22 protein-coding genes and 2 tRNA genes are annotated in these 18,710 nt (G+C 66.9%); 8 read left to right on the top strand and 16 right to left on the bottom strand.

From position 1 onward, the window contains the following. Positions 1-91: 91 nt before the first annotated feature. The 4 genes from nudC to ACXI0D_RS13790 all read right to left on the bottom strand — a co-directional run bounded on the left by nudC (position 92) and on the right by ACXI0D_RS13790 (position 2,750). Entirely contained in the window at positions 92-997 is a 906-nt protein-coding gene (gene nudC / locus ACXI0D_RS13805; protein ID WP_479642696.1) for an NAD(+) diphosphatase, read from the bottom strand. A gap of 116 nt (positions 998-1,113) precedes the next feature. Then, positions 1,114-1,506: an iron-sulfur cluster insertion protein ErpA gene (gene erpA / locus ACXI0D_RS13800; protein ID WP_005419789.1), complete on the bottom strand. Its 393-nt coding sequence runs from the start codon at positions 1,504-1,506 to the stop codon at positions 1,114-1,116. Positions 1,507-1,537: 31 nt separating this feature from the next. After that, on the bottom strand, positions 1,538-2,002 hold the full coding sequence (locus ACXI0D_RS13795; RefSeq protein WP_014038728.1) for a bactofilin family protein: 465 nt from the start codon (positions 2,000-2,002) through the stop codon (positions 1,538-1,540). A gap of 4 nt (positions 2,003-2,006) precedes the next feature. Further along, positions 2,007-2,750, bottom strand: a complete 744-nt coding sequence (locus ACXI0D_RS13790; RefSeq protein WP_049447264.1) for a DUF6776 family protein — start codon at positions 2,748-2,750, stop codon at positions 2,007-2,009. 179 nt (positions 2,751-2,929) lie between these two features. Here ACXI0D_RS13790 and ACXI0D_RS13785 point away from each other — a divergent pair, with 179 nt between their 5' ends. Genes ACXI0D_RS13785 through ACXI0D_RS13775 form a run of 3 tightly spaced genes read left to right on the top strand, consistent with a single transcriptional unit; the run spans position 2,930 to position 7,702 of the window. Next, positions 2,930-3,547: a DUF4126 domain-containing protein gene (locus ACXI0D_RS13785; protein ID WP_049447262.1), complete on the top strand. Its 618-nt coding sequence runs from the start codon at positions 2,930-2,932 to the stop codon at positions 3,545-3,547. A 44-nt stretch (positions 3,548-3,591) separates the two neighbouring features. Then, complete coding sequence (locus ACXI0D_RS13780) at positions 3,592-5,481, top strand: EAL domain-containing protein (RefSeq protein ID WP_049447260.1); 1,890 nt, start codon at positions 3,592-3,594, stop codon at positions 5,479-5,481. 1 nt (position 5,482) lies between these two features. Next, positions 5,483-7,702 (top strand): ATP-binding protein, encoded by a 2,220-nt coding sequence (locus ACXI0D_RS13775; protein ID WP_458220662.1) that lies wholly within the window; start codon positions 5,483-5,485, stop codon positions 7,700-7,702. A gap of 1 nt (position 7,703) precedes the next feature. Here ACXI0D_RS13775 and bfr read toward each other — a convergent pair whose 3' ends face one another. The 3 genes from bfr to ACXI0D_RS13760 all read right to left on the bottom strand — a co-directional run bounded on the left by bfr (position 7,704) and on the right by ACXI0D_RS13760 (position 9,255). Next, a complete protein-coding gene (gene bfr, locus ACXI0D_RS13770; RefSeq protein ID WP_005419804.1) occupies positions 7,704-8,174 on the bottom strand; it encodes a bacterioferritin in 471 nt (156 codons plus the stop codon). Positions 8,175-8,316: 142 nt separating this feature from the next. Next, on the bottom strand, positions 8,317-8,526 hold the full coding sequence (locus ACXI0D_RS13765) for a (2Fe-2S)-binding protein (RefSeq protein WP_005411309.1): 210 nt from the start codon (positions 8,524-8,526) through the stop codon (positions 8,317-8,319). Positions 8,527-8,634: 108 nt separating this feature from the next. Continuing rightward, on the bottom strand, positions 8,635-9,255 hold the full coding sequence (locus ACXI0D_RS13760) for an RNA pyrophosphohydrolase (protein ID WP_005411310.1): 621 nt from the start codon (positions 9,253-9,255) through the stop codon (positions 8,635-8,637). A 120-nt stretch (positions 9,256-9,375) separates the two neighbouring features. Here ACXI0D_RS13760 and ACXI0D_RS13755 point away from each other — a divergent pair. Next, positions 9,376-9,452: transfer RNA gene (locus ACXI0D_RS13755), tRNA-Met, on the top strand. A gap of 55 nt (positions 9,453-9,507) precedes the next feature. After that, positions 9,508-9,582 (top strand) — tRNA-Gln (locus ACXI0D_RS13750). A gap of 303 nt (positions 9,583-9,885) precedes the next feature. Here the strand turns inward: ACXI0D_RS13750 and rpsI are convergent. Beyond that, entirely contained in the window at positions 9,886-10,278 is a 393-nt protein-coding gene (gene rpsI, locus ACXI0D_RS13745; RefSeq protein WP_005411311.1) for a 30S ribosomal protein S9, read from the bottom strand. Between the two features lie 2 nt (positions 10,279-10,280). Then, a complete protein-coding gene (rplM, locus tag ACXI0D_RS13740; protein ID WP_005414692.1) occupies positions 10,281-10,709 on the bottom strand; it encodes a 50S ribosomal protein L13 in 429 nt (142 codons plus the stop codon). 196 nt (positions 10,710-10,905) lie between these two features. On the opposite strand from rplM, the gene coq7 reads away from it, so the two are divergent. Then, positions 10,906-11,550, top strand: coding sequence for a 2-polyprenyl-3-methyl-6-methoxy-1,4-benzoquinone monooxygenase (gene coq7, locus ACXI0D_RS13735; RefSeq protein ID WP_049447257.1), 645 nt, complete (start codon positions 10,906-10,908; stop codon positions 11,548-11,550). An 87-nt stretch (positions 11,551-11,637) separates the two neighbouring features. On the opposite strand, the gene ACXI0D_RS13730 is transcribed toward coq7, so the two are convergent. After that, on the bottom strand, positions 11,638-11,958 hold the full coding sequence (locus tag ACXI0D_RS13730) for a DMT family transporter (protein ID WP_005419816.1): 321 nt from the start codon (positions 11,956-11,958) through the stop codon (positions 11,638-11,640). A gap of 168 nt (positions 11,959-12,126) precedes the next feature. Continuing rightward, positions 12,127-12,921 (bottom strand): adenosylmethionine decarboxylase, encoded by a 795-nt coding sequence (speD, locus tag ACXI0D_RS13725; RefSeq protein ID WP_006473908.1) that lies wholly within the window; start codon positions 12,919-12,921, stop codon positions 12,127-12,129. Positions 12,922-13,070: 149 nt separating this feature from the next. Here speD and crp point away from each other — a divergent pair, with 149 nt between their 5' ends. Beyond that, the gene (gene crp, locus ACXI0D_RS13720) at positions 13,071-13,760 is read left to right on the top strand and encodes a cAMP-activated global transcriptional regulator CRP (protein ID WP_010482649.1); all 690 of its coding nucleotides are present in this window, start codon (positions 13,071-13,073) and stop codon (positions 13,758-13,760) included. 62 nt (positions 13,761-13,822) lie between these two features. Then, complete coding sequence (locus ACXI0D_RS13715; protein ID WP_458220661.1) at positions 13,823-14,584, top strand: sulfite exporter TauE/SafE family protein; 762 nt, start codon at positions 13,823-13,825, stop codon at positions 14,582-14,584. A gap of 118 nt (positions 14,585-14,702) precedes the next feature. On the opposite strand, the gene ACXI0D_RS13710 is transcribed toward ACXI0D_RS13715, so the two are convergent. The 5 genes from ACXI0D_RS13710 to ACXI0D_RS13690 all read right to left on the bottom strand — a co-directional run bounded on the left by ACXI0D_RS13710 (position 14,703) and on the right by ACXI0D_RS13690 (position 18,702). Beyond that, positions 14,703-15,419, bottom strand: a complete 717-nt coding sequence (locus ACXI0D_RS13710; protein ID WP_075676001.1) for a haloacid dehalogenase-like hydrolase — start codon at positions 15,417-15,419, stop codon at positions 14,703-14,705. Next, the gene (trpC, locus tag ACXI0D_RS13705) at positions 15,416-16,210 is read right to left on the bottom strand and encodes an indole-3-glycerol phosphate synthase TrpC (RefSeq protein ID WP_101766197.1); all 795 of its coding nucleotides are present in this window, start codon (positions 16,208-16,210) and stop codon (positions 15,416-15,418) included. Before trpC ends, ACXI0D_RS13710 begins: the two co-directional genes overlap by 4 nt. A 74-nt stretch (positions 16,211-16,284) precedes the next feature. Next, positions 16,285-17,316, bottom strand: a complete 1,032-nt coding sequence (gene trpD / locus ACXI0D_RS13700; RefSeq protein ID WP_014038738.1) for an anthranilate phosphoribosyltransferase — start codon at positions 17,314-17,316, stop codon at positions 16,285-16,287. A 16-nt stretch (positions 17,317-17,332) separates the two neighbouring features. Beyond that, positions 17,333-17,920: an anthranilate synthase component II gene (locus tag ACXI0D_RS13695; RefSeq protein WP_014038739.1), complete on the bottom strand. Its 588-nt coding sequence runs from the start codon at positions 17,918-17,920 to the stop codon at positions 17,333-17,335. Positions 17,921-17,922: 2 nt separating this feature from the next. Then, positions 17,923-18,702 carry an SIMPL domain-containing protein gene (locus ACXI0D_RS13690; RefSeq protein ID WP_101766199.1) on the bottom strand — a complete coding sequence of 260 codons (780 nt, stop codon included), beginning with the start codon at positions 18,700-18,702 and terminating at the stop codon, positions 17,923-17,925. Between the last annotated feature and the right edge of the window lie 8 nt (positions 18,703-18,710).

Raw genomic sequence — 18,710 nt, 5'->3', positions numbered from 1 at the left:
ACCTGTCGCAGCGGCGCCCTCCGCGATGACCCGCACTGTAACCCGGGCCGTGTTCAGGTGGCGGCAATACAGGCGCCGCAGCCGGCCGGGTTCAGCCCGCGTGCTGGCGGTACCAGTGTTCGATCAGGCCCCGCGAAATCGAGATCGGCGGCGACAGGCGGATGCCCTGGCCATCGTCCTCGACATCGCGTGCCAACGCAGCGCCCACCTCTTCGGCACTGAACCAGCGCGCGTCCTCCAGTTCGCCATCCACGGTCGGCAGGTCATCCTGCGCCTGTGCACGGAAGCCGACCATCAGTGCGCCGGGGAACGGCCACGGCTGCGAACCGAGGTACTGGCAGGCGGTCACCCGCACTTTGCTCTCCTCATGGACTTCGCGCACCACGGTCTGCTCGAAGGTCTCGCCCGGTTCGACGAAGCCGGCCAGCACCGAGTAGCGACGCGGTGCCCAGTTCGACTGCCGGCCCAGCAGCAACCGGCCCTGGTTCTCCACGGCCACGATCACGGCGGGATCGACACGCGGATAGTGCTCGGTGGCGCATTGCCCGCAGCGGCCGACGAAGCCACCACGAGCAAACGCCACGGCGCCGCCGCACACGCCGCAGAAGCGGGTGCGCGAGTGCCAGTAGGACATGCCGCGGGCATAGCTGAAAGCGGTCGCATCGGCCATCGACCACAGCAACGCGGCCTGGCGCAGATCAAGCCGGCGTGGTGCGCTGATGGTGACGTTGGCGGCTTCAACCGAGAACCACGCCTGCTCCCTGCGCAGGCCAAGGAAGATCGCGGCACCCGGGCCGCCGCCGATGTCGGCACCGCTCAGCGCCAGCGGCTGATCGTCATCGCCGATGAAGGCGCTGCCGTCCTGATCGAGCACGAGAATGCGCGCACCCGGCCACAGGCGCGCCAGTGCATCGGCATCCTCGCGCAGGGCATCGGCGCGCTCCAGCGGTTCGCCAACGAAGGCGAAACCGGAAAGCGGCGAAGGAGTATTGGGCATCCGGCAAGCGTGCCGCCAATCGATGCGGGTGGCAAGGTCGGCACTGTGCGCAGTTTGCCCGTGTGCTCCACGGGCGAGGTTGCGGGCACCGCGCATCCACGCATGGCGTGGATCTACTACATGCTGAAGCTGCTGCCGCAGCCGCAGGTGGTCTTCGCGTTCGGGTTGCGGATCACGAACTGGGCACCGGTCAGGCTCTCGGTGTAGTCCACCTCGGCGCCCATCAGGTACTGCAGGCTCAGCGGGTCGACCAGCAGGGTCACCCCGCTGGTCTGTACCGCCAGGTCGTCCTCGGCACGGTTCTCGTCGAACTCGAACCCGTACTGGAAGCCCGAACAGCCGCCTCCCTCGATGTACACGCGCAGGGCCAGGTCGGGGTTGCCCTCTTCCTGGATCAGGGATTTGACCTTGGCGGCCGCCGACTCGGTGAAGTTCAGCGGGCGCTCCAGCGACTGGTAATCGGGCGCGGCAACCGGGGTGGCGCCGGGCAGGGAGACTAGCGTGCTCATGGTGTCAGCATGGGGGTGCCGACGATGGCTTTCAAGCCATCGCCTCGGCCAGCTTGCGGCGTGCGGCGGTGTCGCCCTTGCCATCATTGGCGTCGTCGCCTTCCGGCGCCGGCAAGGCCGCCATCGGCGCGCTGGCATGGATCAGGCGGCCGTTCAGCTGGGCACCCGCATTCATCTCCACCACCTGGTAGTGGACGTTGCCATTGACCCGTGCGCTCGGGGTCAGCTCGACCTTCTCGGTGGCGTGCACATCGCCGTCCAGGCGGCCACTGATGACCACCACCTGGGCGCGGATCTCACCCTCGATCACGCCATGCTCGGCGACCGTCAGGGTCGCGCCACTGGCGCCTTCGGCGGCAATCACCTTGCCGTGGATGCGGCCTTCCACATACAGGCCCCCACTGAATTCCACATCACCGCGGATCACCACCTGGTTGCCGATCAGGGCATCCACCACCAGCTGGCCTTCCCGGTTGGATTTGCTGCTTCCGAACATCTGCCTACTCCCCTTTGCTGGCCGGCGCGCCGGCCTGTTTCCAGTCGAATACCTGGGTGGTACCCCCCGTACCACTCCCCAATGTCACCCGCACGCGTTGCGGGGTGAAGTCAGCCGGCAGCATCACGCTGCCGGTGATCTGCTGGAAGTACCGGAACGAGTAATCCTGTCCCGGTACCTTGCTGCGCTGGTGCAGATCATCCCAGCTGATCGTGGCCAGCTTGCCGTTCTTCACGCCTTCCACGGTGAAGCGCATCTGCCCCTGGCTGATGGCACCGCGGTTGAGGTTCTGGGTCAGCACAGCGGTGTACTGCCAGGTGCCGGCCGCTTCCGGGCTGAACTCGATCGAGTGGGTGTTCAGGCCCTTGCGCTGGCTGGTCGAACCGACCAGCCGCTCATAGAAGGCGACGTCGGCGCGCAGGCCGGCGATTTCCTCATCGCGCTCGGCCAGCGAGGATTGCACCTCGGTGTTGGCGGCGCGGCTGATGCGGTCGGAGGCTTCCAGCGTGGCCTGCTTCTGGCGCAGTTCGGTCAGCTGCGCCTGCAGCGTCTCGGCACGCTTCTCGGCGGCCTGCAGGCGCTGGCCCTGGGCATCACGCGGCGTGGCCATCCAGCAGCCGCCGAGCACCGCCAGCACCAGGCTGAGCAGCCAGATGCCGCCGATCACCAGCAGGCGGCGGCGGTCGACAGGCGGTCGCGGCGCGCCGGGCAGGCGCACCTGCACGCGCATGGGAGGACGGTTGGTCATGGGTGGTTTCCGGGGTATCGCGAGGGCGACACCGTTACGGCCCCTGTGGCAAACGACGGGCTAGTGTATGACAGGACGGGTGGGTTTCCTGCGCAGTGGCCGGCCACGGTCTGTGGCGTTCAGGCACGCCATCGTCGATAGTGTGGCCCCCTGCACAGTTCCGTCGCCGGAGCACCGCCATGACCGAAGCCCACCTGTTCGTGATCGGCATCCTGCTGGCCTGGCTGGCCGGCATCCGCGTCTACCTCACCGTGTTCGGCGTCGGCCTGGCCGGCCTGCTCGGCTGGGTCGACCTGCCGCCCGCCCTGCAGGCCACTGAATCGTGGTGGGTGCTGGGCACATCGGCGGCGCTGGCCATCGCCGAGTTCTTCGCCGACAAGATCCCCGGCGTGGACTCGGTCTGGGACCTGGTGCAGACCCTCGCGCGCGTACCTGCCGGCGCATTCCTCGCGGCGGCCACACTGTCGCCGGATGGCCAGCTGGGCACCGGTGCGCTCGCCGCCGGTGCCGGCGTCGCTCTGGCCAGCCATGGCCTGAAGGCCGGTACCCGCGCCCTGCTCAACACCTCGCCGGAACCGGCCAGCAACTGGGTCGCCTCCGCCGCCGAAGACACCGTAGTGATCGGCGGACTGGCGCTGGCCCTGGCGCATCCGTGGATCGCGCTGGTGGTGGTGCTGGCCTGCAGCCTGGCCGGCGCACTGCTGGTGTGGCTGGTCTGGCGCGCACTGTGGAAGGGCGTGCGCTGGCTGGCGCACGGTGCATCGGCACCACCGCCAGGGCACACCGGTACCGGTTGAGCGCCGGGCTTGTCGCATAATGGACGCGAACACCAGGAGCACCGATGGCCGCAAACGAATCCCCCGCGGGCGCCCGCCCGGGACGCGCTGAAACCCCTCCGGCCGATCATTGGCAACGCTGGGCGCCCGAGGCGGCAAACCCCGCTGTGGCCGCACCGACGGTTGCGACCCCGCGGCCCATCGCGACCGATGCCCCGGCGCCGCTCAACAGCGCACCGCCGCCGCTGCCCGGCCCGATCGCACTGGCCGAAGCCGGCAACAACGATCTGGCCCCACCGCCATCGGACTCGCCTTACCGCGTGCTGATCGTTGAAGACGATCGCGCGCAGGCCCTGTTCGCGCAGAGCGTGCTGCACGGCGCCGGCATGCAGGCGATCGTGCACAGCGATGCCGATGCCGCGCTGCAGGCGATCAAGGAGCACCGCCCCGACCTGATCCTGATGGACCTGCACCTGCCCGGGCTGGACGGCATGCGCCTGACCGCGCTGATCCGCCAGCAGCCCGGCCTGCAGCTGCTGCCGATCGTGTTCCTCAGCGGCGATCCGGATCCGGAGCGCCAGTTCGAGGTGCTCGACAGCGGCGCCGACGACTACCTGAGCAAGCCGATCCGGCCCCGCCACCTGATCGCAGCGGTGGCCAACCGCATCCGCCGCGCACGTGCCCAGGCCGCGACCCTGCCGGGCGCTACCGGCGCACCAGCCACCAGCAATCCGGAAACCGGCCTGCCGACGCGCCACCACGTGCTGCAGCAGCTCAACACCGCACTCGCCCACCGCGATCAGGGCGGCGTGTTCTTCATCGAAGTAGCCAGTGCGCTGGGCCTGCGCGAACGCTATGGCTATGCGGCGTTTGAACGGCTGATGGTGCAGGCCGGGCAGCGCCTGGCCGAAGCCGGCCATCCGCACCTGCTGGCTCGCCTGAACGACAACAGCTTCCTGCTGCTGGCCCGCAACGCCGACGAGGACGCCCTCGAAGGCATCGCCGCCACCCTGCGCGAGCAGCTGTCGGCACGCGCCTTCGTGATCCGCGACGACGAATCCGTGCACCTGCGCGGCGTGGTCGGCTATGCGCCGCTGTCGCCGGGTTTCGAGGATGCCAACAGTGCGCTGGAAGCGGTTGAGCGCACCACCCTGCAGGCACGCCTGCTCAGCGCCGGCGTGGCGGGCCACGTGCATCGCCAGGCGGTCACCGAACAGGAACACCTGGCGCTGCTGGAAGGCCAGCTGGAACTGGCCTACCAGCCGATCGTCGCCGTGGCAGGTGGCAACACCGCGCAATACCAGCTGCTGCTGCGCCTGCGCCAGGCCGATGGCACGGTGCTGGCAGCCGGCCAGGTGATCCCGGCCGCGGAAGCCGCCGGGCGCATCGCCGACCTCGACCAGCAGGTGATGGACCACGCGCTGGGCCTGCTGGATCTGTACCGGCACGCGACGCAGCCGTTGAACCTGTTCGTCTCGCAGTCGCTGCGTACCCTGCAGCGCGATGCCTTCGCCGACTGGCTGCTGGAATCACTGCAGCAGCGTGACCTGCCCGGCAGTGCGCTGGTGATCGACGTGCGCCTGCCCGACGCACTGATCCACACCGTCCCGCTGCAGCAGTTCTGCCAGCGCATGGCCGGTGCCGGGGTGCGCTTCTGCCTGAGCCAGTTCGAACCCAGCGGCGAGGCCGATGCACTGCTGACCCAGCTGCCGCTGTCGTTCGTGCGCATGGCTGCGCGCTTCTCCAGCAGCCATTCCAATCCGGCCACGCGCGAGGAACTGCGCAAGGCGATCGAACAGGCCCATGCCGCCGGGCTGCAGATCATCGGCCAGCAGATCGAGGATCCGCAGGCTGCAGCAGCGATGTGGGTCGGCGGCGTCGACTACATCCAGGGCAACATGGTGCAGTCGGCCGGCAGCGACCTGAACTTCGACTTCCACAACGCGGTGCTCTGACGTGCCGCTGTGGGGCGTGCTGCTGGTTGCCCTTGCTGCGGCCGCCATCGCGCTGCTGCTGGGCCTGCGCCTGCGCGCGCGCAACCATGCGCTGGCCCAGCTGCAGCGCACGCACAATGCGCTGGCCGCCGAACGCGACCAGCTTCGCCATACCACCGAACGCCAGGGCCAGCTGGAACAACAGCTGCTGCAGGCCAAGCAGGCCGCCGAGGCGGCCGTGCTGGCCAAGGGCGAGTTCCTGGCCACGATGAGCCACGAGATCCGTACCCCGCTCAACGGCATCCTGCCGATGCTGGAGCTGATCGCGCGCGGACCGCTGGGCGAAGACCAGCGGCAGATGCTGGCGACCGCCTCGGCCAGTTCGCAGCAGCTGCTGCGCATCGTCGACGACATCCTCGACTACTCCCGGCTGGAAGCGCAGGCGCTGGAACTGGAGATCACCAGCTTCAACCTGCGCGACCTGCTCGATGGCGTGGTGCAGCTGATGCAGCGCGCCGCCGACGCCAAGGGCCTGGCCCTGGGCCTGCAACTGGATCCATCGGTGCGCCTGCCGGTGCGCGGCGACCCGGTGCGCCTGCGCCAGGTGCTGAGCAACCTGCTGGCCAACGCCATCAAGTTCACCGCCCGCGGCCAGGTGCAGCTGCGCGTGCTGCGCCTGGGCGAAGGTGCCGCGCAGCACCAGCTGCGCTTCGAGATCATCGATACCGGCATCGGCATTGACGACGCGCTGCAGGCACGCCTGTTCCAGTCCTTCAGCCAGGCCGACGCATCCACCACCCGCATCTATGGCGGCACCGGCCTGGGCCTGGCCATCTGCAAGCGCATCATCGACCTGATGCACGGGCACATCGGCGTGCAGTCCACGCCGGGCCAGGGCGCGACCTTCTGGTTCGAGATCCCGCTGCTGAAGGTCCCTGGCGACCTGCCGGCGATGGCGCGCGCGCCGGCACCACTGCTGCTGTTCAGTGCCGACGCAACGCTGCAGACACGTATCGAGCGCATCGCCGCCCACCATGGGCTGCAGGTGCAGGTGCTGGCGCAGCTGGATGCCTTGGTCGAGCGCCTGCGCGCTCCCGCGCGGCCCGGGCAACCGGCACCGGCATGGTTGCTGGTCGATGCCCGCGCACGCCGCAACGGTGAGGCCACGCTGCAGCTGGCGCTGAATGATCGCGGTGACGACGATGCACTGCAGGTGCTGTGGCTGCAGGAGGGCGCACTTCCGCAACGCCCGCGCCAGCGCCAGCTGCCCCCGCACTTCGACGATGCGGCCCTGCATGCGCTGCTGGCTGCACCGGTTGCCTCCGCCCGCCCCGCTGCGCTGCTGGCCAGCGCGGACAACGAGCAACCGGCTGCCACGCTGCCGCCGTTGCATCTGCGTGTGCTGCTGGTGGAGGACAATACGGTCAACCGGATGGTGGCCGAACAGCTGCTGCGCGTGTTCCAGTGCGAAGTGCGCAACGCCGCCGATGGCGAGCAGGCACTGGCCGCCCTGCGCGAAGGCGACGTGGACATCGTGCTGATGGATTGCCAGATGCCGGTGCTGGACGGCTATGCCGCCACGCGCCGCTGGCGCGCCGAAGAAGCGGAGACCGGGCGTGCGCGGCTGCCGATCATCGCAATGACCGCCAATGCCATGGCCGGTGACCGCGAGCGCTGCCTGCAGGCGGGCATGGACGATTACCTGTCCAAGCCGATCGCGCGCGCCACGTTGCATGCGCTGTTGCAGCGTTGGGTGCAGCGATCGCGCGATGTCGCGGCATCGCGCTTGCTCGATGGCGACACACCCGTGGCCCGTCGGGTCCTGCCAGCCGAGCAAGGCTCGGCTCTACCAGGCGATGACAGCCGGGTCGGCGCGATGCCGAAACCGGTGCTCGACCGCGACGTGCTGGATGAACTGCACGCCGTGATCGGCGACGCTGCCACCCAGATCGTTGCGGTCTTTCTTGAAGATGCGCCGGTGATGGTGCAGCAGTTGCAGCTGGCCGCGCAGAACGGCGATGAGCCGCGCTTGCAGGCCGTTGCGCACAGCCTGAAGTCATCGAGTGCGAACGTGGGCGCGTTGTCGCTTTCGGCGATCGCGCAGCGGATCGAGCATGAAGCCCGCAGCGGCAGCCTGCAGCGCCCCGCCGTGGCAGTGGCGCTGCTGGTTGCGGAATTCGCCCGCGCGCGCGTGGCGCTGACGGGCTACCTGGCACAGCATCGCGCCGGCCAGGGCGGCTGACTCACTCTTCCAGCTTGCTCAGCAGGTACTTCGGCTCGCCGATGCGCTCGATCAGGTCGAGCTGGGTTTCCAGCCAGTCGATGTGCTCTTCTTCCGAGTCGAGGATCTTCACGAACAGCTGGCGGCTGACGTAGTCGCCAACCGAGTCGGAATAGGCCACCGCCTCGCGCAGGGTGACCACGCCATCGCGTTCCAGCGACAGGTCGCACTGCAGGATCTCGGTCGGGTTCTCGCCGATGCGCAGCTTGCCCAGCGCCTGGAAATTCGGCAGTCCTTCAAGGAACAGGATGCGGTCGGCGAGCATGTCGGCATGCTTCATCTCGTCGATCGATTCCTTGTACTCGTGTTCAGCCAGTTCCTTGATGCCCCAGTTCTTCAGCATCTTGGCGTGCAGGAAGTACTGGTTGATCGCGGTCAGCTCGTTGTAGAGGACCTTGTTGAGGAATTCGATGACCTTGGTGTCGCCCTTCATGGGGGTGCTCCTGCACGCTGAAAACGCAGGCACTTTAACGCCTTGCGTGCGGTCGTGAAGGAACGCGAATCGTGCGCATTGGCCTGCGCGGCCGCACGTGAAGGATGCGAAAGCGCGGCGTCAACGCGCCGCGAAAAGGCAATCAGGCGACCTGGGCCAGGCCCAATACCGGCAGCGGCAGATCATGGGTCGCACGTGCCTTGGCCAGCAGGTCGCCGGCCATGTCCAGGCAGGAACCGCAGGTGGCACCACAACCGGTACGCATGGTCAGTTCGGCCACCGTGCTGACGCCATGGCTGGCGGCTTCGCGGATCTGGTGGTCGGTGACTCCGTTGCAGATGCAGACGTACACAGGCGGGAACCGGGCTGACAGGCCAGAAGCGGCCTGTTGGCTATTCCAATAGAAACGAGAATGGTTGTCAATCAGAGACCTGAACCATTCTCGATACCGTTCAGCCGGTCAGCTGGCCGGGCCGTCGCCCGTGGCCTTCTTCGGCCAGTAGCCCCGGGTCCGCGGGCGCTTGCGCGGGCGGTCGTGCCCGGCCGTGTGGCCCGGCATCCAGGCCTCGGCGGCGCTCTTGGGCATGGCGGTGACGCCCTGCCCGGCCACGCCGCGCGCCAGTGGCGCCAGGTGTCGCAGGGCACGCGCATAGACGCCGCGTTTGAACATCACCACGTGCTCTACCGGGTACCAGAAGTCCACCCAGCGCCAGTGGTCGAACTCGGGCGAGTCGGTGTGGTCCAGCTTCACGTGGGATTCGTCACCGGTCAGGCGCAGCAGGAACCAGACCTGCTTCTGGCCGATGCAGACCTGCCGCTCGTTGCGGCGGATGGCCCGCGCCGGCAGCTTGTAGCGCAGCCAGCCGGGTGTCGCCCCGAGCACTTCCACATGCTCAGGCAGCAGGCCGGTCTCTTCCTGCAGTTCACGATACATGGCCTCGACAGGCGTCTCGTCGGTGTTCATGCCACCCTGCGGGAACTGCCAGCCGTCCCGGCGCACGCGTCGTGCCCAGAACACCTGACCATCCTGCCGCATCAGCACGATGCCGACGTTCGGTCGATAGCCGTCCGGATCGATCACGATGCGGACTCCTAAAAAATCTACTGGTCGGGACTATCCCATGCCCTCTGTCGGCCCACAAGCACGACACAAAAGTGTTGACAGGGGCGATACACATCCGCAGAATAGCGGGCTCACCAAGGCTATGTAGCTCAGCCGGTTAGAGCACAGCACTCATAATGCTGGGGTCGGTGGTTCGAGTCCACCCATAGCCACCACACTGAAAATCAAGTTGTTTTTCAGTGTGAAAAGTGAGAAAATAGTTGCACGTTTTGCCCCGTCGCCAAGCGGTAAGGCACCTGACTCTGACTCAGGCATTCGGTGGTTCGAATCCATCCGGGGCAGCCAAACAAAAAAGAAAAAAGCCTGATCGAAAGATCAGGCTTTTTTCTTTTTTGTTTGGTCACGCATCCCACCTTATCCCCGCGCCTGTCGGCGCGCCCCCTTGAACAACAAGGGGGCTCTTCTCCAGAGAAGAGCCCAGGGGTCGGATCCTTTTCCAAAGGAAAAGGCTCTGACCCCACCCCATCGCCGGCCGCTGGCCGGCAACCTCGAAATGCGCAATCCCGAAACGACAAAAGCCCGGCCGAAGCCGGGCTTTTGCTTTTCCAACCAGCGGGCTCCCGAAGGAGCCCAACCAGGCGCGGTGAATCAGCGCTTGGAGAACTGGGTGGCGCGGCGGGCCTTGTGCAGACCGACCTTCTTACGCTCGACTTCACGGGCGTCACGGGTCATGAAGCCAGCCTTGCGCAGCTCGGACTTCAGGGTTTCGTCGTACTCGACCAGAGCACGGGCGATGCCCAGACGGATCGCACCGGCCTGGCCGGTGGTGCCGCCGCCAGCGGCGGTGACCAGGATGTCGAAGCTTTCGGTGTTCTTGGTCAGCTCGAGCGGCTGGCGCACGATCATGCGCGCGGTCTCACGACCGAAGAACTCGTCCAGCGGACGACCATTGACGGTGATGTTGCCCGAACCCTTGCGCAGGAACACGCGAGCGGTGGAGGACTTGCGGCGGCCAGTGCCGTAGTTTTGAGTGATAGCCATGATTAGATATCCAGAACCTGCGGCTGCTGTGCGGCGTGCGGATGCTCAGTGCCGGCGTAGACCTTGAGCTTGCGGTACATCTGGCGACCCAGCGGGCCCTTCGGCAGCATGCCCTTGACGGCGATCTCGATCACGCGCTCCGGGTGGCGCTCCAGCGCCTGGGCCAGGGACTCGGTCTTCAGGTTGCCGATGTAGCCGGTGAAACGGTGATACATCTTGTCCTGCAGCTTCTTGCCGGTGACGGCAATCTTTTCTGCATTGATGACGACCAGGTAGTCGCCGGTATCAACGTGCGGGGTGTAGACCGGCTTGTGCTTGCCGCGCAGACGGCGGGCCAGCTCGGTGGCGAGACGGCCCAGGGTCTTGCCCTCGGCGTCGACGAGGTACCAGTCGCGCTGGACGGTCTCGTTCTTGGCAGTGAAAGTGCTCATGAAGAACTCTAGGTTAGGTCGGGCTCATTGCGGCGAACGACTCGCCGGAACTCTGCCACGCGTTGTGAAAGGTGAAGCGTAAGAGGCGGGATTGTACGCAGGTCAAGCCCCCGGTGCAAGCTGGCCCTGCCCCGGGTTGGCAGGGGGACGGGGGCGGGCGAGAATCGGCGGGTCTTCCGCCCCACCGCGTACCGCCATGACCGTGCTCCGCCAGACCACTCCGCTGGACCACCTGCTGACCGAAGCGCAGCGCGCCCTGGACACGGTGTTCGGCAATCCACCGGCGGCCCGCCCCTACCCGGCTGCGGACACCGGCGAGCCGGGCATGGACAACGCCGAGCGCCGCCACGCGGCGGGCCTCATGCGGATCAACCACGTCGGCGAAGTCTGCGCACAGGGCCTGTACTTCGGCCAGGCGGCCGTGGCCCGCGACCCGGCCACCCGTGAACACCTGCTGGAAGCGGCCCAGGAAGAGACCGACCACCTGGCCTGGTGCGCCACCCGGCTGGGTGAACTGGACAGCCGCCCCAGCCTGTTCAATCCGCTGTGGTACGCCGGCAGCTACACCATCGGCACCCTGGCCGGGCTGCGCGGCGATGGCTGGAACCTGGGCTTCGTGGTCGAGACCGAGCGCCAGGTGGAAGCCCACCTGGACGAGCACCTGGTCGACCTGCCGGCCGGCGACCTGCGCAGCCGCGCGGTCATCCAGGTGATGAAGGAAGACGAGGCCCGCCACGCGGAGCACGCCGAGCAGGCCGGCGCACGCCGCCTGCCGTTCCCGATCCCGGGCGCGATGGCGCTGGCCTCCAAGGTGATGAAGACCATCGCCTACCGGCTGTGACCGCCAGGTAGTGCCGGCCGCTGGCCGGCAACCACGCGGGCGCCGCAGAAGATCAGGAGGTTGCCGGCCAGCGGCCGGCACTACCGATTAATTGGGCGAGACCAGCTTCAGGCCGATCACGCCGGCCACGATCAGGCCCACGCAGGCCAGGCGGGCCGGCGACGCACTGTCGTTGAACAGGTAGATGCCCAGCACCGCCACGCCCATGGCGCCGATGCCGGTCCAGATCGCATAGGCGGTGCCGACCGGGATGCTCTTCATCGCCTGGCTCATCAGATACAGGCTGATCAGGGCGGACACCACCGTGGCAACGGTGGGCAGGGGTTTGCTGAAGCCTTCGGAGTACTTCATTCCGAGGGCGAAACCGATCTCGAACAGGCCGGCCAGCAGCAGGTAGATCCAGGGCATGGGTGGGGGCTCCTTACCTTTTTTGAGAAAAACGAAACGGCCCGGTGTTTTCACACCGGGCCGTGGGTCGGTACATCACCGTGGAACTGTAACGCGTGCGGGGCACTGGTTCCACGGGGCGGGTCGTCCCGCCTGGGCGGCGATGCCTGCAGGCATCGCGCATGGGGCTTACTCGGACAGGTTCCGGCCGTGGAACAGCTCTTCGATCTCGCGCTTCAGCAGCGCTTCGATCTTCATGCGTTCCTTGAACGACAGGTTCTTGGCCTTTTCCTCGAACAGGTACTGGTCCAGGTCGAAGTCCTTCAGGTGCATCTTCGTGTGGAAGATGTTTTCCTGGTAGACGTTGACGTCGAACATCTCGTAACGCGACTTGATGTTCTTGGCCAGGAAGTTCTGGATCGAGTTGATCTTGTGATCGATATAGTGCTTCTTGCCCTTCACATCGCGGGTGAAGCCACGGACACGGTAGTCCATGATCACGATGTCCGATTCCAGGCTTTCGATCAGGTAGTTCAGGGCCTTCAGCGGCGAAATGACACCACAGGTGGCCACGTCGATGTCCGCGCGGAACGTCGCGATACCTTCCTGCGGATGGGTTTCCGGGTAGGTATGGACGGTGATGTGGCTCTTGTCCATGTGCGCGACCACGGCGTCGGAGATCAGCTCCTTGCCGGCCTGCTTCTTGTCGATCACCGGTTCTTCGGAGATCAGGATGGTCACCGAGGCACCCTGCGGGTCGTAGTCCTGGCGGGCCACGTTCAGGATGTTGGCGCCGATGATCTCGGCGACATCGGTCAAGATTTGAGTCAGCCTGTCGGCGTTGTACTCTTCATCGATGTATTCAATGTAACGCTGACGCTCCTCTTCGGTGCGCGCGTAACACACGTCATAGATGTTGAAGCTCAGCGCCTTGGTGAGGTTGTTGAAACCCTGCAGCCTCAGGCGAGGCAACGGCTTGACCACGGCGGTCGATTCCTGTGTAAGAAGGGAAAGGAGGAATTATGGGGCAAACTGCCCTCGGGGGGAACGTGAAGACGCAAGAGTTCTGGCACACTGTTTGCCCTTAACAATTGCGCTGGTTAAGCTCCGCTATCGACCCCGTGAATCCGTTCATGCGCAGAGGGAGCGCCCCTATCGTGTCAACCGTGCGCCTAGCTAGCAGTCCACTGGCCCTGGATATCGCCACAATCGATCGTTTCCTGGCGCACAGCCACAGGCGGCGATATCCCACCCGTACCGACGTCTTCCGACCCGGTGACCCGGCGGGAACCCTGTATTACGTCATCAGCGGCTCGGTTTCGATCATGGCCGAGGAAGATGACGATCGCGAGCTTGTGCTGGGCTACTTCGGTGCCGGCGAGTTCGTCGGCGAGATGGGCCTGTTCGTCGAATCGGACCGCCGCGAGGTGATCCTGCGGACCCGTACCGCCTGCGAGCTGGCTGAAATCAGCTACGAGCGCCTGCATCAGCTGTTCCTCGGCCCGCTGTCGGCCGATGCCCCGCGCCTGCTGTACGCGCTGGGCCAGCAGATCTCCAAGCGCCTGCTCGACACCAGCCGCAAGGCCAGCCGCCTGGCATTCCTGGACGTTACCGACCGGATCGTGCGCACCCTGCACGACCTGGCGCAGGAACCGGAGGCGATGAGCCATCCGCAGGGCAGCCAGCTGCGCGTCTCCCGCCAGGAGCTGGCCCGCCTGGTCGGCTGCTCGCGTGAAATGGCCGGCCGTGTGCTGAAGAAGCTGCAGACCGACGGCCTGCTGCATGCCCGCGGCAAGACCGTGGTGCTGTACGGCACCCGTTGACCGTTGAGCACCCGGTGGGTGCGGACCTTGGTCCGCACTCCTTCGCGCGCTAGGCTCGGTACATGGAACTGAGCAGCGCATTCTGGTGGTTCATCCTCATCGGCCTCGGCGCCCAGCTGGTCGACGGCGCGCTGGGCATGGCGTTCGGCCTGGTGTCGTCGTCGGTAATGCTGGCCATGGGCATTCCGCCCGCGCAGGCCAGCGCCGCCATCCACACCGCCGAGGTGTTCACCACCGGCGCCTCCGGCGTGTCGCATCTGGTCGCCGGCAATGTCGATAAGCGCTTGTTCGTCCGCTTGGCGCTGCCCGGCGCTGTGGGCGGCGCCGTAGGTGCCTACGGCCTGACCCAACTGCCCGGCGAGGTGATCCGCCCGCTCATCTATCTCTACCTGCTGGTGCTGGCCATCATCATCCTGGCACGCGCCGCCGGCCGACTGATGCCCAAGGGCGAGGTCAAGCGGGTGCCGGTGCTGGGCTTCGTGGCCGGCTTCCTGGATGCCAGCGGCGGCGGTGGCTGGGGCCCGGTGGCCACCTCCACCCTGCTCGCCCGCGGCGGCCAGGCGCGCACCACCATCGGCACGGTGAACGCGGCCGAGTTCGTGGTCACCCTGACGGTTTCGGCAACGTTCCTGCTGTCGATGGGGCTGCATCACCTGCAGATCGTGGCCGGCCTGCTGATCGGCGGCATGATGGCCGCACCGGTGGCCGCCCTGCTGGTGAAGCGCCTGAAGGAGCGTTGGGTACTGGTGGCCGTTGGTGTGCTGGTGCTGGGCATCAGCCTGTTCCAGATCGGCCATGCACTGACCGGGTATCTGGCGCGCTGAATGCTTGCCGGCCAGCGGCCGGCACTACCTGGACGGAAAAGGGGTAGTGCCGGCCGCTGGCCGGCAGATCCATCACCGTGCGATGGGGTCAGAGCCCCTACGGGGATCTGACCCCGGGCTACGCCTTGTCGCCGCCACGGTCCACGCAGCCCCAGTTGAGGATGCGGGTGCCGGCCGGCAGCACGCGGCGGAAGAAGTCCACGCGGCCCGGCTTCGGGTTCACCACCACCGGCGCCTTGGCGGCCAGCAGCAGCGGCAGGTCGGCAGTACTGTCGGAATACGCGATGTCGATGTCGCCATAGCCGCGCTCGCGCAGCATGCGCATCTTCTCTTCGTTGTGGCAGTGGCGGGTCGGGCCGACGCCGCCCAGCCGCGGGCCGACCTCGGTGCCGATCACCGGCACGTCCTGGTGGGCGACGAAAGCCAGGATCGCGCGCGCCAGCTCCGGCGGCGCACCCGTGGCAACCACCACGCGGTCGCCCTTGGCGCGGTGCGCGGCGAACACTTCCAGCGCCTGCGGCAGCAGCTTGGCGCGCATCTGCGCCTGGTTGCGCAGCACGTAGGCGTCGATCACCTTGTTGAAGTCACGCGCACGGTGCAGGCCGAAGCTGCCGATCCACACATAGACCGAGATGCCCGCGCGACGGGTCGGCAGCATCGCCACCATCGGCCCGGCGATCGGCGTGACCAGCAGCGCCGCCAGCATGCGCAGCGGGTTGCGCTTGATCAGCGAGGCGAACAGGTGGGTGCCTGAATCGCCGTCGTAGAGGGTGTGGTCGAAGTCGAAGACCACCAGCGGCGCATCCTCGCGCGGCGTTGGATAGTGCGTTGTCATGCCGCGAAGAATAGCTGACGCAGGCCCTCGCCCGGCTCTTCCACGCGCATGAAGGCTTCGCCCACCAGGAAGGCGTGGATGCCGGCGTCACGCATCAGCGCCACGTCCTGCGGGCCGAGGATGCCGCTCTCTGTGACCAGCAGGCGGTCACGCGGCACGGCGTTCTGCATGTCCAACGTGGTCTGCAGCGACACCTCGAACGTGCGCAGGTTGCGGTTGTTGATGCCGATCATCGGCGCCGGTACCTGCAGCGCGCGCTCCAGTTCATCGATGTCGTGCACTTCCACGAGCACGTCCATGCCCAGCGACAGCGCCAGTTCGGACAGCGTGGCCAGCTGGGTGTCGTCCAGCGCCGCCACGATCAGCAGGATGCAGTCGGCGCCCAGCACGCGTGCCTCGTACACCTGATAGTCGTCGATGACGAAGTCCTTGCGCAGCACCGGCAGCGTGCACGCCTCGCGCGCCTGCTGCAGATAGGCGTCGGCGCCCTGGAAGAAGTCCACGTCGGTCAGCACCGACAGGCAGCTGGCGCCACCGAACTCGTAGCTGACCGCGATGTCGGCCGGGCGGAAGTCGGGGCGGATGACGCCCTTGGACGGGCTGGCCTTCTTCACCTCGGCGATCACCGCCGGGTCACCGTTGGCCACCGCCGCCTGCAAGGCGCGCACGAAGCCACGTACCGGCGGGGCACTGGCCAGGGCGGCCTGCAGCTCCTCGAGCGGGCGCTGGGCGCGGCGCTGGGCCACTTCTTCGGCCTTGCGGGCCAGGATCGTCTGCAGGATGTCGCTCATCGTCTTCGGTTCGGTGCGGGGGCGGTGAGGACGGCCATTATCGGCCATCAAGGGGGTCAGGCTGAACCGCGCGCTCAGGCAACCAGCGCGCGGGTGGTCTCCACATACTGCTGCAGGCGCTGGCGGGCGCTGCCGTTGGCGATGGCGGCACGAGCGCGGGCCAGGCCGTCGCCGATGTCGCTGGCCACGCCGGCCACGTACAGCGCGGCACCGGCGTTCAGGGCCACGATGTCCAGCGCCGGGCCGGGCTCGTTGTCCAGCACCGCGCGCAGCATCGCAATGGACTGTTCCGGGCTGTCCACGCGCAGGTTGCGGCTGGCCGACATGGCGATGCCGAAGTCCTCCGGGTGGATCTCGTACTCGCGCACCTTGCCGTCGCGCAGCTCGCCGACCAGCGTGCCGGCACCCAGCGAGATCTCGTCCATGTTGTCGCGGCCCCAGACCACCATGGCGCGCTCGGTGCCCAGTTCGCGCAGCACGCGCGCCTGGATGCCCACCAGATCGGGATGGAACACGCCCATCAGCACCGACGGGGCACTGGCCGGGTTGGTCAGCGGGCCTAGGATGTTGAAGATGGTGCGCACGCCCATCTCGCGGCGTACCGGTGCGACGACCTTCATCGACGGATGATGGATCGGCGCGAACATGAAGCCGATGCCGGTCTGCTCGATCGCAGCAGCCACCTGGGCCGGCTGCAGCTCGATGGCCGCGCCCAGTGCTTCCACCGCATCGGCGCTGCCGGACTTGGACGACACGCTGCGGTTGCCGTGCTTGGCCACGCGCGCACCGGCCGCGGCGGCGACGAACATCGCGCAGGTGGAGATGTTGAAGGTGTGCGAACCATCGCCACCGGTTCCGACGATGTCGACCAGGTGTGTGCTGTCGGCCACCGGCACCGCCAGCGCGAATTCGCGCATGACCGTGGCCGCCGCAGCGATCTCGTCGATGGTTTCCTTCTTCACGCGCAGGCCGGTGAGGATGGCGGCGGTCATCATCGGCGAGACATCGCCGCGCATGATCTGCCGCATCAGGTCGACCATTTCGTCGAAGAAGATTTCGCGGTGCTCGATGGTGCGTTGCAGGGCTTCCTGGGGGGAGAAGCTCATGGGAATGCTCCTTGGATCAGGCCGCCGGGCGCTGCAGGAAATTGCGCAGCAGGGCGTGGCCGTGTTCGGTGAGGATGGATTCGGGATGGAACTGCACACCTTCCACCGGGAACTGGCGGTGGCGCAGGCCCATGATCTCTTCGATCGAGCCGTCGTCGTTCTCGGTCCAGGCGGTCACTTCCAGCACATCGGGCAGGCTGTTCTTGTCCACCACCAGCGAGTGGTAGCGGGTGGCCTGGTAGCGGTCCGGCAGGCCGGCGAACACGCCCTTGCCTTCATGGCGGATCGGCGAGGTCTTGCCATGCATGATGTTGCCGGCACGGATGACCGTGCCGCCGTAGACCTGGCCGATGCCCTGGTGGCCCAGGCACACGCCGAGGATCGGCGTGGTCGGGCCCAGGCGCTGGATCAGCTCCAGCGACACGCCCGCTTCGTTGGGCGTGCACGGGCCGGGCGAGATGACGATGCGCTCGGGCTTCTGCGCGGCGATCTCGTCCACGCTCATCGCATCGTTGCGCACCACCTTCACCTCGGCGCCCAGCGTCTGCAGGTACTGCACGAGGTTGTAGGTGAAGCTGTCGTAGTTGTCGATCATCCACAACATGGTCAGGTTCCGTCGCTTATCAGGAAAATGGCGTATACGTTTTCGGTGTAGGTGATGGGGCCGGCTTCGATGGACTCCGGTGCACCGGGCGCAGGTGCCGAGGCCGGTGCATAGCTGCCGGTCACCGAGATCCTGTCCAGATACTCACCATCCTCGCCCGGCTGCGGCCATTGCCCGGCCTGGATGCCGTAGGCGAAGTCCGGCGCCACGTCGGAGATGCTGTACAGGCCACGCACTTTCGTTCCATAGGCCTTGGCCAGCCCCTGCGCGGACTCGCGGGTCTTGGCCGCAGCCTCGCCCTTGAGTTCACGTCGCAGCGCCACTTCACCCGAGTAGATCGGGGCCACGCTGCTGACCTGCACGTTCTCGTTGGCCTTCAGCGCGCCCAGCACGTCCTGCATCGCCTTCACGCTGGCGAAGCTGGCACGCAACTGGCGCGACACGCGGGTGCCGATGAAGACCTGCCGGTTCTGCTCATAGCGCGTCGCCGGGCCGATCCGCAGGTTGTCCGCACGCACGCTGCCCTCCACCGCCTTGTTCTGCTTGAACAGCGCCAGCGCGCGGGCAACGTTGTCCTGCACGCGGCGCCGCGCCGCATCTGCGTCCATGTCGGTCTCTTCGATGTTCAACTGCAGGCCGAACCGGTCAGGCATCACCTCGCGGCGCGCCTCGCCCTTCACCAGCAGATGCGGCTGCGAGGGAATGGTGTTGGCCTGCGCCCACGCAGACGGGGCCATCGTGGCCAGCAGTGACGACCACAGCAATGCGCTCAGCAGCTTCATGCGGTACT

Source organism: Stenotrophomonas sp. C9D9 (assembly GCF_056491205.1).
This window is presented reverse-complemented; position numbering and strand designations above follow the sequence as displayed.

Bases quoted from the DNA above. Each gene is read 5' to 3' on its own strand.
- nudC (WP_479642696.1), bottom strand. From the start codon at position 997: ATGCCCAATACTCCTTCGCCGCTTTCCGGTTTCGCCTTCGTTGGCGAA.
- erpA (WP_005419789.1), bottom strand. From the start codon at position 1,506: ATGAGCACGCTAGTCTCCCTGCCCGGCGCCACCCCGGTTGCCGCGCCC.
- ACXI0D_RS13795 (WP_014038728.1), bottom strand. From the start codon at position 2,002: ATGTTCGGAAGCAGCAAATCCAACCGGGAAGGCCAGCTGGTGGTGGAT.
- ACXI0D_RS13790 (WP_049447264.1), bottom strand. From the start codon at position 2,750: ATGACCAACCGTCCTCCCATGCGCGTGCAGGTGCGCCTGCCCGGCGCG.
- ACXI0D_RS13785 (WP_049447262.1), top strand. From the start codon at position 2,930: ATGACCGAAGCCCACCTGTTCGTGATCGGCATCCTGCTGGCCTGGCTG.
- ACXI0D_RS13780 (WP_049447260.1), top strand. From the start codon at position 3,592: ATGGCCGCAAACGAATCCCCCGCGGGCGCCCGCCCGGGACGCGCTGAA.
- bfr (WP_005419804.1), bottom strand. From the start codon at position 8,174: ATGAAGGGCGACACCAAGGTCATCGAATTCCTCAACAAGGTCCTCTAC.
- rpsI (WP_005411311.1), bottom strand. From the start codon at position 10,278: ATGGCTATCACTCAAAACTACGGCACTGGCCGCCGCAAGTCCTCCACC.
- rplM (WP_005414692.1), bottom strand. From the start codon at position 10,709: ATGAGCACTTTCACTGCCAAGAACGAGACCGTCCAGCGCGACTGGTAC.
- coq7 (WP_049447257.1), top strand. From the start codon at position 10,906: ATGACCGTGCTCCGCCAGACCACTCCGCTGGACCACCTGCTGACCGAA.
- ACXI0D_RS13730 (WP_005419816.1), bottom strand. From the start codon at position 11,958: ATGCCCTGGATCTACCTGCTGCTGGCCGGCCTGTTCGAGATCGGTTTC.
- crp (WP_010482649.1), top strand. From the start codon at position 13,071: ATGCGCAGAGGGAGCGCCCCTATCGTGTCAACCGTGCGCCTAGCTAGC.
- ACXI0D_RS13715 (WP_458220661.1), top strand. From the start codon at position 13,823: ATGGAACTGAGCAGCGCATTCTGGTGGTTCATCCTCATCGGCCTCGGC.
- ACXI0D_RS13710 (WP_075676001.1), bottom strand. From the start codon at position 15,419: ATGACAACGCACTATCCAACGCCGCGCGAGGATGCGCCGCTGGTGGTC.
- trpC (WP_101766197.1), bottom strand. From the start codon at position 16,210: ATGAGCGACATCCTGCAGACGATCCTGGCCCGCAAGGCCGAAGAAGTG.
- trpD (WP_014038738.1), bottom strand. From the start codon at position 17,316: ATGAGCTTCTCCCCCCAGGAAGCCCTGCAACGCACCATCGAGCACCGC.
- ACXI0D_RS13695 (WP_014038739.1), bottom strand. From the start codon at position 17,920: ATGTTGTGGATGATCGACAACTACGACAGCTTCACCTACAACCTCGTG.
- ACXI0D_RS13690 (WP_101766199.1), bottom strand. From the start codon at position 18,702: ATGAAGCTGCTGAGCGCATTGCTGTGGTCGTCACTGCTGGCCACGATG.